The 14,113-nt window shown below is 72.2% G+C and carries 11 protein-coding genes (1 of these 11 only partly in view); 7 read left to right on the forward strand and 4 right to left on the reverse strand.

The features are described from left to right. Positions 1 to 46 precede the first annotated feature (46 nt). From OG385_RS29085 to OG385_RS29095, 3 genes are read left to right on the forward strand one after another with little or no spacing between them, the layout of a single operon-like run. A complete protein-coding gene (locus OG385_RS29085; RefSeq protein ID WP_266859129.1) occupies positions 47 to 940 on the forward strand; it encodes an ABC transporter permease in 894 nt (297 codons plus the stop codon). After that, positions 913 to 1,656, forward strand: coding sequence for an ABC transporter ATP-binding protein (locus OG385_RS29090; protein ID WP_266859131.1), 744 nt, complete (start codon positions 913 to 915; stop codon positions 1,654 to 1,656). Before OG385_RS29085 ends, OG385_RS29090 begins: the two co-directional genes overlap by 28 nt. Positions 1,657 to 1,701: 45 nt before the next feature. Beyond that, positions 1,702 to 2,694 (forward strand): ABC transporter substrate-binding protein, encoded by a 993-nt coding sequence (locus OG385_RS29095; RefSeq protein ID WP_266859133.1) that lies wholly within the window; start codon positions 1,702 to 1,704, stop codon positions 2,692 to 2,694. Between the two features lie 137 nt (positions 2,695 to 2,831). Here the strand turns inward: OG385_RS29095 and OG385_RS29100 are convergent, their stop codons facing one another. Then, a complete protein-coding gene (locus OG385_RS29100) occupies positions 2,832 to 3,641 on the reverse strand; it encodes a M15 family metallopeptidase (RefSeq protein WP_266859134.1) in 810 nt (269 codons plus the stop codon). A 63-nt stretch (positions 3,642 to 3,704) separates the two neighbouring features. Here OG385_RS29100 and OG385_RS29105 point away from each other — a divergent pair, with 63 nt between their 5' ends. Beyond that, the gene (locus OG385_RS29105) at positions 3,705 to 4,241 is read left to right on the forward strand and encodes an NUDIX domain-containing protein (RefSeq protein WP_266859136.1); all 537 of its coding nucleotides are present in this window, start codon (positions 3,705 to 3,707) and stop codon (positions 4,239 to 4,241) included. 94 nt (positions 4,242 to 4,335) lie between these two features. On the opposite strand, the gene OG385_RS29110 is transcribed toward OG385_RS29105, so the two are convergent. Then, complete coding sequence (locus tag OG385_RS29110) at positions 4,336 to 6,687, reverse strand: glycoside hydrolase family 31 protein (RefSeq protein WP_266859138.1); 2,352 nt, start codon at positions 6,685 to 6,687, stop codon at positions 4,336 to 4,338. Positions 6,688 to 6,903: 216 nt separating this feature from the next. Between OG385_RS29110 and OG385_RS29115 the strand changes: the two genes are divergently transcribed. Further along, positions 6,904 to 8,877, forward strand: a complete 1,974-nt coding sequence (locus OG385_RS29115; RefSeq protein WP_266859140.1) for an acetoacetate--CoA ligase — start codon at positions 6,904 to 6,906, stop codon at positions 8,875 to 8,877. A 65-nt stretch (positions 8,878 to 8,942) separates the two neighbouring features. On the opposite strand, the gene OG385_RS29120 is transcribed toward OG385_RS29115, so the two are convergent. Beyond that, entirely contained in the window at positions 8,943 to 10,262 is a 1,320-nt protein-coding gene (locus OG385_RS29120; RefSeq protein ID WP_266859142.1) for an aminotransferase class I/II-fold pyridoxal phosphate-dependent enzyme, read from the reverse strand. A gap of 45 nt (positions 10,263 to 10,307) precedes the next feature. Between OG385_RS29120 and OG385_RS29125 the strand changes: the two genes are divergently transcribed. Then, positions 10,308 to 11,612: an MFS transporter gene (locus OG385_RS29125; RefSeq protein ID WP_266859144.1), complete on the forward strand. Its 1,305-nt coding sequence runs from the start codon at positions 10,308 to 10,310 to the stop codon at positions 11,610 to 11,612. A 22-nt stretch (positions 11,613 to 11,634) separates the two neighbouring features. Beyond that, a complete protein-coding gene (locus tag OG385_RS29130) occupies positions 11,635 to 12,519 on the forward strand; it encodes a hypothetical protein (protein WP_266859146.1) in 885 nt (294 codons plus the stop codon). Between the two features lie 103 nt (positions 12,520 to 12,622). Here the strand turns inward: OG385_RS29130 and ptsP are convergent, their stop codons facing one another. Beyond that, positions 12,623 to 14,113, reverse strand: partial view of a phosphoenolpyruvate--protein phosphotransferase gene (gene ptsP, locus OG385_RS29135; RefSeq protein WP_266859148.1) — the 3' portion only. Its footprint extends 180 nt past the window's final position; the window shows 1,491 of its 1,671 coding nt (coding positions 181-1,671); its start codon lies beyond the right edge, outside the window; the stop codon is at positions 12,623 to 12,625.

Consider the following 14,113-nt stretch of genomic DNA (forward strand, 5'->3'; position numbering starts at 1 on the left):
CGACAGCCGCGCGCCCGCGCCCTCTCGCCCCGACGTGGAGCCCCTGATGAGTACCAATGACACATCCCCCCAACCGGGCATATGCGGCGCTTCGGCCACGGGCCCTGAGGGGGTGGGCCCATCCGGCGCGGCGGGCGTCGACCTGGAACCCATCGTCTCCGCGTCGTCCCGGCGCCGCAGCGTGCCGCGCTGGCTCCGACGCGCCTCCGGGCCCTTGCTGCTGCTGGCCCTGTGGCAGGTGTTCAGCGCCACCGGGGCACTCCAGCCGGACATCCTTGCCTCCCCGGGCACCATCGCCCGTACCGCGGGCGGGCTGATCGCCGACGGCACGCTGCCGTCAGCGATGGCGGTCTCCGTGCAACGCGTCGCCGTCGGACTGGCGCTGGGCGCGACGGCCGGGGTCGGTCTTGGGCTGCTGTCCGGGCTGCTGCGGATCGGCGAGGACCTGATCGACGCTGTGGTGCAGATGCTGCGCGCGGTGCCGTTCGCCGGGCTCATCCCGCTGCTGATCGTCTGGCTGGGCATCGGTGAGACGGTCAAGGCGACGCTGATCGCCTTCGCCGTGGCCTTCCCGCTGTACATGAACACCTACGCCGGGATCCGTGGCGTGGACCAGCAGTTGATCGAGGCCGGCGCCACGCTGGGACTGGGCCGGTGGGGCCTGATCCGCCATGTCGTGCTGCCCGGGGCGCTGCCCGGCGCCCTGACCGGGCTGAGGTTCGCGCTGGGCTCGGCGTGGCTGGCCCTGGTCTTCGGCGAGACGGTCAACGCCGGCGACGGCATCGGCTTCCTGATGGATCAGGCCCGTGAGTACTACCGCACCGACGTCATCGTGGTCTGCCTGATCGTCTACGCCTGCCTCGGCCTGGCCGCCGATGTCGTCGTCCGCACGCTGGAAAGGCTGTTGCTGCAATGGCGACCGACGTTCACGGGGAAGTGACCGCCGACCGGGCGGTCGTCGAGATCGCCGGTCTGGCCCGGGCCTTCGACGGCCGGGCCGTCCTCGACGGGCTGGAGCTCACGGTACGGCCGGGCGAGTTCGTGGCCCTGCTGGGACGCAGCGGCTGCGGCAAGAGCACGCTGCTGCGGATACTCGCCGGGCTCGACCGGGACATCGACGGCACCGTGCTCGTGCCTCGCCGCCGGGCGGTGGCCTTCCAGTCGCCCCGCCTGATGCCGTGGAAACGCGTGTGGCGCAACGTGGTGCTGGGCCTGCCGGGCCGCCCCTCGCGGGAGACCGCGGTACGGGCGCTGGCCGAGGTCGGCCTGGAGCACCGGGCGGATGCCTGGCCCAAGACACTCTCCGGCGGTGAGGCCCAACGCGCCTCGCTGGCACGGGCGCTGGTCCGCGAACCGGACCTGCTGCTGCTCGACGAGCCGTTCGGCGCACTCGACGCGCTCACCCGGATCAGGGCCCAGCAGCAGGTCGCCGAGGTGTGGCAGCGCAGAGGCTGCGCCGTCCTGCTCGTCACGCATGACGTGGAGGAAGCGCTGCTGCTGGCCGACCGGGTCCTGGTGATGCAGGACGGCGTCATCGCCCATGAGCAACCGGTGGACCTGCCACGCCCGCGCGACGTGGGCGCGCCGGAGTTCACCCTGCTGCGCGCCGGGCTGCTGGCCGAACTCGGCGTAGCGGCGGCCCAGGCCCCCTTCTGACCGTCCCCGCGACACATCTCCACTCAACCCGAAGAAAGACTCCCCATGAAACGACGCTGCCTCGGCGCCCTGCTCATCCCGTTCGCTCTGCTGACCACGGCATGCGGAGGGAAGTCCGCGGACACCCACACCAGGACCACGCTCAACGTCGGTGACCAGACGGGCGGCGACCGGGCCATGCTGGAAGCCTCCGGCGAGCTCGACAACATGCCGTACAAGATCAACTGGTCGAACTTCGCCTCCGGGCCGCTGCTGCTGGAAGCCGTCAACGCCAAGGCGGTCGACCTCGGCTGGACCGGCAACACCCCGCCGGTGTTCGCCGCCGCGTCCAAATCGAAGATCACCGTTGTGGGCGCGATGCACAGCTCGGTGGCGGGCACGGCCATCCTGGTGCCGAAGAACTCGCCGCTGAAGAGCGTCCACGATCTCAAGGGCAAGAAGATCGCGGTGATGCAGGGCACCACCGGGCACGACCTGCTGCTCGGCGTGCTCAGGAAGGCCGGAATGTCGATCAAGGACGTCAAGGTCGACTACCTCCAGTCCGCCGAGGCGAAGACCGCCTTCAAGCGGGGAGACGTCGATGCCTGGGCGGCGGCAGACCCGACCACCACCCAGGCGCTGGACGGCGGGAACGCCCGGGTCCTGGTGAGCGGACAGGGGCTGGTCAACGGCCTCACCTTCGATATCGCCTCGCCCTCCGCGCTGGCGGACAAGGGGAAGTCGGCAGCCATGAAGGACTACATGCAGCGGCTGCAGCGCGCCCGGAAGTGGGTCTACCAGCACCCGCAGCAGTGGGCGAAGGTGTGGGCCAAGGACACCGGCGTGCCGTACAAGGTGGCGCTGGACGCGGTGCGGCGTACGTCGGGCACGACGGTGCGGGTCGCCGTGGACCGGGCCGCCGTCGCATCGGAGCAGCAGATCGCCGACGAGTTCGCGGGCCTGAAGCTGATACCCGAGCGGTTCACCTTCTCCGACTTCGTCGACACCCGGTTCAACGCCGGTGTGCCGCCGTCCACCACCCCGCCCCACGCGTTCTGAAAGGCGGGGCCGGACGACACGCCCGTACCGCCGTCACCGCCCCTGCCCGCGGGCGGTGGCGGCCGGAGGGCACGAGGCGCCCTCACGAAGGTGAGCCGGAACCCGAGCCCATGGAGGGCACTCCGGAACCGGCGGTGTCAGCGGTGCCCGGCCACCGAACGCCACGCGACCGGGAAGTCGAAGTAGCGGTCGGGGTACACCTCCGGCTGGTAGGTGAAGTGCCACCATTCCTCGGGGAGGTTGACGAAGCCGACGGCGCCGAGCGCGGTCCGCAGCATGTCGCGGTTGGTGCGCTGGACGCCCTTGATCCGCGGGTCGTCGGTGTGCGCGAGGGTGTCGAAGCAGTCGAACCCGGTCCCCATGTCGATGGAGTTGTCCGGGAAGCGCTGCGCCTTCGGCGCGTAGCAGGGAGCCAGCGGCTGCCCGTGGCGGTACGGGCGGGTCGGCAGCGCCGGGAGTTTCACCAGCGTGAGATCCATGGTGCTGCCCCGGCTGTGGCCGGACTTCGCCGCGATGTAACCGTCCGCGAAGAGCCGCGACTTGTCGACCTGCGGATAGAACTCGGCCTTCATCGCCAGGGCATTCGGGTCCTCGGCCCAGCGCACGAAGCGGTCGACGGCGCGCTGCGGCCGGTAGCAGTCGTAGACCTTGAGCGAGTAGCCCCGGCGCAGTAGCTCCGTCTGGGCCCGGTGCAGGGCCTGCGCTGCGGGGCGGGTGAGGATGCACAGGGGCTGGTCGTAGCCGTCGACCGGTGCGCCCGTGAAGTTGTGCTCGTACGGGTAGCGCATCTCCTGGATGATCGTCGGGTCCACGGAGCGCAGCGCGACGAAGTCCCGGGGCGCCCGCGGCTCCCGCTGCGCCCCGGCGGCCGGTGTGACGGAGGAGAGGGCGAGCAGGGCGGCGGCGGCCACGGCCAGGGACCGTGCGGCGGATGTCAGTCGTGTCATGGGCATTCCATCTATCAGGTGAACGGCCCGCAGGGGAAGCACGATCGGCTACAGTCCGCGCTCATGAACGAGCCTGCCGACGAGCATCGCGACGAGCCTGTCAGGGATTCCCACTGTTCGAGCTGTGGCGCTCCGTTCGTCGCCGCCGCCGGATGGCCCCGCACCTGCCCGTCCTGCGGGACCACGGCCTACCGCAACCCACTGCCCGTCGCCGTGGCGCTGCTGCCGGTACGCGACGGGCAGGGCACCGGACTCGCCGTCATCACCCGGACCAACGAGCCGCAGGCCGGCGGGATCGCCCTGCCCGGCGGCTTCATCGACGGCGTCGAAACGTGGCAGCACGCGGTCGTGCGTGAGCTGCGGGAGGAGACGGGCATCACCGCCCGGCAGCAGGACGTACGGCTGGCCGACGCGCGCAGCTCGCCGGACGGCCATCTGCTGCTCTTCGGCCTGCTCCCGGAACGTGCGGCGGCCGGCCTTCCGCTGTCCGAACCCACCGACGAGACAACAGGCTGGCACATCCTGCGGGTCCCCACGGACCTCTGCTTCCCGTTGCAGACCGCGGTAGTCCGGGGCTGGTTCGCCGGACGGTACAGCTGAATCCGGGCCGGGGTCCGGCCCTGGCCGGTCCAGGACACACGACTCTCCGCACCAGGCCCGGACCACGCTGAACCTGCCGTCCGGACGACAGCCCCTACGTCCCGAGCCCCCGCACCCGCACCCGGCACCCCGGCTCCACCGCGCCCTCCGCCACCACGCGCCCCACCACTACCCGGCCGTCCTCCAGCGCCGTGGTGTAGCGCTCGACCTCCGGCTCCTCCCACCCGTCACCGGCGTCCCGTACGACCACCCCGCCCCCCGTACGCCCGGCGGCCGGCGCCCAGACCTCCAGCTCCGTACCGCCGTCGTCACCCCGTACCGGAATCACCGAACCGGCCCGCGCCAGCACCGGTACGCGCGACAGCGGCGCGTCCAGCACCACCTGCCCCGGCCCCTCGTGGGCCGCGCCGGTCGCCGTGTCGTACCACCGGCCCCGCGGCAGCCGCACCGCCCGCCGGTCGCCGCCGGGGTCGAGGACCGGCGCCACCAGAAGGCAGTCCCCGAGCAGGAAGGCGTCCTCGCACTCCCGCAGCGCGCGGTCCCCCGGCGAACTCCACCAGACCGGCCGCACATACGGGGCCCCGGTCAGCCGTGACACGTGCGCCAGCGTCACGAAGTACGGGTGCAGCCGCTCCCGTTCCACCAGTGCCGCCTTCGCGTGCACCAGCGTCTCCGGGCCGAACTCCCACGGCTCCCTGCGCCCGGCCCGGATCGCCGAGTGGGTGCGCAGCAGCGGCAGGAAGGACGCCAGCTGGAGCCAGCGCAGATACAGCTCGGGGGAAGGGCTGCCGTCGAAGCCGCCCACGTCGGGGCCCGAGTACGGCACCCCGCACAGCCCGAGACCCAGCACCAGCGACAGCGAGGCCCGCAGCCCCGGCCAGCCCGTCGTCACATCGCCCGACCAGGTCCCGCCGTACCGCTGCATCCCCGCCCACCCGGAGCGCGAGAACAGAAAGGGGCGCTCATCGGGGCGCAGCGCCCGCAGCCCCTCGTAACCGGCCCGCGCCATCGTCAGACCGTAGACGTTGTGGGCCTCCCGGTGGTCGCCGCCGCGGCCCTCCAGAGCGTGCTGTGACGAGAGCGGCAGCGTCGGATCCCCGAACGGGACGATGGAGGCCGGCTCGTTCATGTCGTGCCAGAAACCGGCGAAGCCCTGCGCGAGCCGCTCCGCGTACAGCTCGCCCCACCAGGCACGTACCTGCGGCGCGGTGAAGTCGGGGAAGACGCACTCACCCGGCCAGACGACCCCGCGCGCCGCGCCGCCCCGCGCGTCCCCGACGAAGGCGTCCGCGGCCAGCCCCTCCTCGTACACGCGATTGCCCGGCTCGGCCGGCACCGCCGGATCGACGATCGAGACCAGCCGTATGCCGTCCCTGAGGAGCTCTCCCGCGAGGCCGGGAAGGTCCGGGAAGTGCTCGCGGTCGACGGTGAAGACCTGATGCCGGTCGAAGTGGTCGATGTCCAGATGCAGTGCCGTCAGGGGCAGCCCGTGCTCCCGGTATCCGGCGACGACCCTGCGGACCTCCCGCGCACTGCCGAAACCCCACCGCGCGTGCTGCGGTCCCAGCGCCCAGGACGGCGGGAGCGCGGGCCGGCCGGTCAGCGCCGTCCAGCCCAGCAGGACCCGCGCCGGGGTGCCGGCCACCACCCAGCAGCGCAGCGGACCGCCGCCCATCCGCACCTCGCTGGAACCCGGCCTGTCATGCCCGGAGCCCGCGCCCTCCTGACCCTCGGCCAGCACCACCCGGCCCTCCCGGGTGTTGTCGTGGAAGACCAGATGAGTCCCGGCGTCGGCCACCACCAGCTGCACCGGCATCGTGATGTACAGCGGGTCGTCACCAGGTCCGAAGCCACCGCGCGGGTCGGTGTTCCACAGGTGGTACGTGCCGTCGCGCAGCCGGGGCCCCGACGCCCGCCCGCCGAGCCCGAAGAAGCGCGCGTCGGCCGGGACCTCGGCCCGCTGCACCCAGCGCGCCGCACCACCCGACACCGGCTCCCACCAGCGCGGCGGCAGCTCACGGCGGATCCGCACACCGCCCGGAGTCAGGATCTCCACGGCCCCCTGCCGGGACACCGTGACGGTCACCCGCTCCGACACCACCCGCCACCCGCCGTCCTTGTCCGGTTCGAGGACGGCCCGGGGGTCCGCATCCGGGCAGCCGGCCAGCGCGTACGAGGGAGTCGGCTCCGCGCCGTCCCACCCCCAGAAGACCGCGCCGCCCACCGCGACCCGTACCAGCAGCTCCGAGCGGGCGAAACGGATGACACCGCCGCCCGGCCGGTGCTCCACACCGGTCACCGCGCCGGGCACCCGCGCCCGCTCGGGGCCGGGCGGCGCGAGCGCCGCCGCGTCCGTGCGCCGTCTGCGCAGGGCGGTGCGCAGGGCCAGCCGCCCCCGAGCCGAACCGAACGCCTTCACCGAGCGAACCAGGCCGCGACCGTCCATGCTGATCACACTGCCATCCCGGTACCGGGACGCGAGGGCCGTTCAGCCGTCGTTCACCTCGCCCTTGACCAGATGTTCACCATGCCGATGCCGGTCGGCCCGCCCTGGTGCGCAGGACGATCACATGGCATCGTCGCTGCCAGCCGTGTCACGCGCACACCCCTCGCACGTGCGCGCCCACACGCGACACCACGCGTACAGCCCGGGAGCCGCCCCATGAACCCATCGAACACCGCGCCCCTCTGGCAGCCCAGCCAGGAACGGATCGACGGTGCCAGGATCACCCGCTTCCAGGCGTGGGCCGCCGAACGGTACGGCGCACCCGCGGACGGCGGGTACGCGGCACTGCACCGCTGGTCGGTCGAGGAGCTCGCCACCTTCTGGGAAGCGGTCGCCGACTGGTTCGGCATCCGGTTCACGACCCCGTACGAGAGCGTGCTCGCCGACCGCTCCATGCCGGGCGCCCGGTGGTTCCCCGGAGCCACCGTCAACTACGCGGAACACGCCCTGCGGACCGCCACCGACCCGGGCCGCGCGCAGGAGCCCGCCCTGCTGCACGTCGACGAGAACCAGGATCCGCAGGCCGTCAGCTGGTCCGAACTGCGCCGCCAAGTAGGAGCGCTCGCCGCCGAACTGCGCGCACTGGGCGTACGCCCCGGCGACCGCGTCAGCGGCTACCTGCCCAACATCCCGCAGGCCGTCACCGCGCTGCTCGCCACCGCCGCGGTCGGCGCGGTGTGGACCTCCTGCGCCCCCGACTTCGGCGCCCGCAGCGTCCTCGACCGTTTCCAGCAGGTCGAACCGGTCGTCCTGTTCGCCGTCGACGGCTACCGCTACGGCGGCAAGTCCCACGACCGGCGCGACACCGTCGCCGAACTCCGCGCCGAACTGCCCACCCTGCGCGCCGTGATCCATGTGCCGCTGCTCCGCACCCCGGCCCCGGACGGCGCGCTCGACTGGTCCACCGTCACCTCCGGCGACGTGGAGCCGGTGTTCGAGCAGGTCCCGTTCGACCACCCGCTCTGGGTGCTCTACTCATCGGGCACGACCGGACTCCCCAAGGCCATCGTGCAGTCCCAGGGCGGCATCCTGATCGAGCACCTCAAACAGCTCGGCCTGCACTGCGACCTCGGTCCCGGCGACCGCTTCTTCTGGTACACCTCCACCGGCTGGATGATGTGGAACTTCCTCGTCTCCGGTCTGCTCACCGGGACCACGATCGTCCTGTACGACGGCAGCCCCGGCTTCCCGGGCACCGACGCGCAGTGGCGCATCGCCGAAACCACCGGGACAACACTGTTCGGCACGTCCGCCGCCTACGTCATGGCCTGCCGCAAGGCGGGCGTCCGGCCCGCCCGCGACCACGACCTCTCCCGCGTCAAGTGCGTAGCGACGACCGGCTCCCCGCTGCCGCCCGACGGCTTCCGCTGGCTCCACGAAGCGGCGGGCGAGGATCTCTGGATCGCCTCGGTCAGCGGCGGTACGGACGTGTGCAGCTGCTTCGCGGGCGCCGTGCCCACCCTCCCGGTCCACATCGGGGAACTCCAGGCGGCCTGCCTCGGGACCGACCTCCAGGCCTGGGACCCGCAGGGCAGGCCGCTCATCGACGAGGTCGGCGAACTCGTCGTCACCAACCCCATGCCGTCCATGCCGATCCGCTTCTGGAACGACCCCGACGGCAGCCGCTATCTGAGCAGTTACTTCGAGACGTACCCCGGAGTCTGGCGGCACGGCGACTGGATCACGATCACCGGACACGGCTCCGTGATCATCCACGGACGCTCGGACTCCACTCTCAACCGGCAGGGCGTCCGGATGGGATCCGCCGACATCTACGAAGCGGTCGAGCGGCTCCCCGAGATCCGCGAGTCACTGGTCATCGGGGTCGAAGAGCCCGACGGCGGCTACTGGATGCCGCTCTTCGTCCACCTCGCGCCGGGCACCCCGCTCGACGACGGCCTGCGGCTGCGCATCAAGCAGACGATCCGCGAGCAGCTGTCGCCGCGCCATGTACCCGACGACATCATCGAGGTCCCCGGCGTCCCGCACACCCTCACCGGCAAGCGCATCGAGGTCCCGGTCAAACGGCTGCTCCAGGGCGCGGCGCTCGACAAGGCGGTCAACCCCGGCTCGGTCGACAACCTCGAACTGCTGCACTTCTACGAGAAGCTGGCCCGCGACCGCGGCTGACCACTGCGGCTCACGACGGTGCCGCCGGCCCAGGGACGCTCTGCGAACACGGCACGACCGAACCCTCAGCCCCCGTACGTGGCCTCGGACTCGCCCAGCACCTCCGCGAAGTCCGAGGCCAGCGCGGCCGCTCCGGCCTCGGTCAGGGTGGCCACCGTGATCCGTACGGCCGGGGGAGCCGCGATACGGAACCGCGCCCCCGCCGCGATCCACCAGCCGCGCGACCGCATACCGTTGACCACCGCGGACTCGTCCCGCACCGGCACCCAGACATTGAGCCCGCTCGCCCCGTGCGCCGGGATCCCCAGTTCCGCGAGGTGCGCGACCAGGGCCTCCCTGCGCTCCGTGTACGTCCGTCCGGCCCGTTCGACCAGTGTGCGCACCGGCGCATCGGACATCGCCCGCGCGACCGTCTCCTGCAGCAGATGGCTGACCCACCCGGACGTCAGCAGCATCCGGCCGTCATGGCGGGCCAGCGTCGTCGCATCGCAGGCCACCGCTGCCCAGCGCAGATCGATCCCCAGATGCTTGGAGACGGTCCGCACCTGCGCCCAGCGGGCCAGACCGCCCGAAGCCAGCGGGAACGGCGCCACGCCCGCGACATCGGCGTTGTGGTCGTCCTCGACGACCAGCACATCGGGAAACCCCGCCAGCACATCGAGGAGTGCCGCCCGGCGCGCAGCCGAGAAGCAGCCGCCGACCGGACTCTGCCCCCGCGGACTGCACACCACGGCGCGCGCACCGGCCCGCAGCGCGGCGCGCAGGGCGTCCGGGCGGATGCCCTCGTCGTCCACCGCGACCGGAGCGATCCGCAGCCCCAACGCCGGTACGAGATCGAGGAGATGGTGAAATCCCGGATCCTCGACGGCGACCGTGTCACCCGGTTTCAGCTCCACCGAGAGCAGCCGGGCCATGCAGTCGAGCGCCCCGTGCGAGAACGTCACCCGCTCGTGCGGCACCCCGTCCCGCGCGAACCACTCCCGCGACAGCTCCTCCAGGGCGGGCAGCCGCGGCGAACCCCGGTGCGAACCCTGTACGGGGTCGACCCGCCCGGGCGGCAGCAGTACGGGGAGCAGCGCCGGGTCCGGATACCCGCCCGCCAGGTCACGTACCCCCGGCGGCACCTTCGGCGGCCGCCGCGAACCCACCGCCGGGGCCTGCGCCACCACCGTGCCGCCCCGCCCGCGCGTGATCACGATGCCGCGCTGCCGCAGCTCCCGGTACGCCATCGCGACCGTGCCCGGGCTCACGCCGAGCCCCTCGGCAAGCCTGCGCACCGGAGGCAGGGCATCTCCCGGGCCCAACAGGCCCTCGGTCACGCCCTGTTCGACCGAGGCCGAAATGTCCCTGGCCGTCGTACCACTGATCCCATATTGTGTTACCACGTAGATGAGTATGTATCAGTACATAGGTCTGGTCAAGGGGGAACAATGAAAACGAGCCGGCGCCGAGCCGCACTGTACGAACGGATCCCGGGCGGCGAGGACGGCCGCCGGATGCTCTGGATCGCCCTCATCAACAAAGCGGGCACCGGACTCTGGATGGGCGCCGCCGCGCTCTACTTCACTCTTGTCGCCGGCCTCTCGGTCGCCCAGGTCGGCATCCTCATGGGGGTCTCGGGGGCCGCCGGCATCGCGGGCGCACCGCTCGCCGGCCATCTCGCCGACCGGTTCCCCCTCACCCGCGTCCTGGTGGCCGCCCAGGTCCAGCAGGCACTGGCCCTGCTCGCGCTGCTCACCACACACAGCTTCACGCTGATGCTCCTCTACTCCGCCGTCGGCAGCCTCGGCGACCGCGGGTCCAACGTCCTCACCAAGCTCTACTCGGCCCGGGTGGGCGGAGCCGACCGCATCCGCTACCAGGCGGTCCAGCGCACAGTCTCCAACGCGGGCTGGGCCATCGGCGGCCTCGCCGCGGCCGTCACCCTCGGCGTCGGGACCACTCACGCCTACTACGCCCTGCTCATCGGCAACGCCGTGTCGTATGCCGTGGTCGCGGCCCTCACCGTGCGCTGCGCCGAACCGCCGGCTCCCTCCCGGGTCGTCACGGGTTCGGCCGGTACGGGTCCGGTCGTCACGGGTTCGGAGGGACCGGCCCTCGCCGCCCCGCCGCCCAACCCCTGGCGCGACCGCACGTACCTCCTCTTCACCGCGACCGAGACGATGCTCTTCCTGGACGACGCCGTGCTGCAGGTCGGGATGCCGCTGTGGATCGTCCACGCCACCACGGCCCCGCACGGTCTGGCGCCCCTGCTGATGGTCCTCAACTGCGTCATGGTCGTCTTCTGCCAGGTGCCGCTCAGCCGGTTCGCCTCCACCCCGCAGACGGCCCGCACCCTCCTGATGCCGCTCGCCGGCTCCTTCACGGCCGGCTGCCTCGCGATGACCGCTTCGTCGCACGGCGGCACCTGGGCAGCCGTCACCGCGCTGATCCTCGCCGCGATCGCGCTGACCGTCGCCGAGATGCTGCACGCCACGGCCTCCTGGGAACTCTCGGTCACCCTCGCCGACGACGAGGCGCAGGGCGCCTACCTCGGGGTGCACGGGCTCGCCCAGTCCGCCCAGCGCAGCGGCGGGCCCCTGCTCGTCACCGCGGTGATCGCCGCAGGTCCGCTGGGATGGCCCGTACTCGCCGCAGGTGTCGTAGCGACCTGCGCGGCGCAGAGCCGTCTGGTGCGGACCCGGCTGTCCGCAACGGCGTTGTCAGTGCCCCCGGTTACTGTGAGTGAGCACTGATCGAGCGCGCTCAGGGGGAGTCATGGCGCAGACACACCGGACCGGATCCATGCGGCACGCACTGCGCCGCGAAGCACCGAGCACCGTCGGCCTGCTGGCCGACGAGCAGGACTTCGCGGTGATGCGGCGCTACCGCACCTTCACCTTCGACGACCACACGGCCTACCTCCAGCAGGTCGAGGGCCTGCTGCGGGCCCTCACCGCCGAGGAGGTGCACACGACGGTCGCCCTCTTCGACCCCGAGGAGTACGAGGAGTTCTGCACGGCGGCCGGGCTCGACCCGGACTCGGCAGACAGCCGGACGCGCTTCACCGCGGGCATCGCGGCGGACGGGGCGACCGTCCAGTACACCGGACAGCCCATCGACCGGCTGGTCCCGCTCCTCATCAACGCCGCAGTGTGCCGGGCCACTCTGGAGTACGCGACGATGGTGCTGGCCGAAGCGGGGGAGTGCGCCGACTGCGGCCAGGACATCGGCGCGACATCGTTCGACCGGGCCTCCCGCGCACTGAAGAGCCTGCTGGACGGGGCGGGCCCCGGGGTCCACCATCTCGTCTGCAGCATTCCCGCCGAGGACGAACCGCTCCTCGCCGTCCTGCACGCCGAGAGGGGCGAAGGCCCCCGCACCCGGCTCGACCGCGCGGAAGGCATGGCCTTCGTGACCGTGCTCGCCGCCGGTATGGCTCTGGAAAGCCCCGGCGGGATTGTCATCCGTACGACGGTGCCGGGCCAGGACGACACGGTCCGCGGCTGGCGGCTCCACCGAGGCCGACTGCAACCGCTCACCGCGGGCGAGGTGTTCAGCGCCTACTGCACCGACGCCGACACCGGCGACCCGGTGGCCCCGGAACCGGGCGTCGACTACTGCGCCGGATACGTGATCCCGGAGGACGACCCGCACCACTGACCTCTGACTCCTGATCACCGACCACGGACGCCCGAGGGGCTCCCGGCCGGACACGGCAGGAAGCCCCTCGGACACCACACCACCGGGCGCCGGAACCGCGCGACTACTCGCCGGACAGCACGGCCTGAGCGGCCAGCCGTGCTTCGTCCGCCGAGTCTGCGGCGCGCGCCGCGGCAGCCGCACGCTCGCACTGGGCGAGCGTGTGCTGCGCCAGCGTCGTGCGGACGTACGGAATGGCGGCCGCACCCATGGAAAGGCTGGTCACACCGAGACCGGTCAGCACACATGCCAGCGTCGGATCGGAGGCGGCCTCACCGCAGACACCACAGCTCTTGGCCTCGGCCTTCGCGGCCTCGGCGGCCATCGACACCAGGTCGAGCAGCGCGGGCTGCCACGGATCCTGCAGCCGGGACACCGCACCGACCTGCCGGTCCGCCGCGAAGGTGTACTGCGCCAGGTCGTTGGTGCCCAGCGAAAGGAACTCGACCTCGCGGAGGATGGACCGCGCCCGCAGCGCGGCGGACGGGATCTCCACCATCGCGCCGAACTTCGCGTGCAGCCCCGCCTCCCGGCAGGCGTCGGCGAACGCCTTGGCATCGGCCCGGTCCGCCACCATCGGCGCCATGACCTCCAGATACACCGGCAGCCCCTCAACTGCCCTGGCCAGCGCGGTCAACTGGGCCCGCAGCACATCGGGGTGGTCGAGGAGCGACCGAAGCCCCCGCACACCGAGGGCGGGGTTCGGCTCGTCGGCCGGCGTCAGGAAGTCCAGCGGCTTGTCGGCCCCGGCGTCCAGCACCCGCACCACAACCCGGCTCTCCGGAAACGCCTCCAGCACCGAGCGGTACGCCTCGACCTGCTTCGCCTCCGACGGCGCCTTCGCGGAGTCGTCCAGGAACAGGAACTCGGTACGGAAGAGGCCGACGCCCTCGGCGCCCGCCTCCAGTGCTGCGGCGACATCGTCCGGCCCGCCGATATTGGCCAGCAGCGGCACCTTGTGGCCGTCGGACGTCGCCCCGGGACCGGTCGAAGCGGACAGCGCGGCCTTGCGGGCGGCGGCCGCGGACACCAACTCGGCCCGCTTCTCGTCGCTGGGCCGGACGAAGATCTCTCCCGTACTGCCGTCGACGGCCACGACGGTGCCCTCGGCCAGCTCACCCGCACCGGGCAGGGCCACGACGGCCGGTACACCGAGTGCCCGGGCCAGGATGGCGCTGTGGCTGGTGGGCCCGCCCTCCTCGGTCACGAAACCGAGCACCAGCGCGGGGTCGAGCAGCGCGGTGTCCGCGGGAGCGAGATCCCGGGCGATCAGTACATAGGGCTCATCGCTGTCGGGCACACCCGGCATCGGGACACCCAGCAGCCGCGCGACGATACGGTTCCGCACATCGTCCAGGTCCGCGACCCGGCCCGCGAGATACTCACCGGCACCGGCCAGCAGCGCCCGGTACGAGGCGAACGCGTCGTACACCCCGCGCTCGGCCGAGCTGCCCACGGCGATACGCCGGTCGACATCGGCGATGAGCTCCGGGTCCTGGGCCATCATGGCCTGCGCCTCCAGCACGTGCTGTGCCTCGCCGCCGGCCAGATTTCC

The sequence above is a fragment of the Streptomyces sp. NBC_01306 genome (genome assembly GCF_026340465.1).
In the GTDB taxonomy this organism is placed as follows: domain Bacteria; phylum Actinomycetota; class Actinomycetes; order Streptomycetales; family Streptomycetaceae; genus Streptomyces.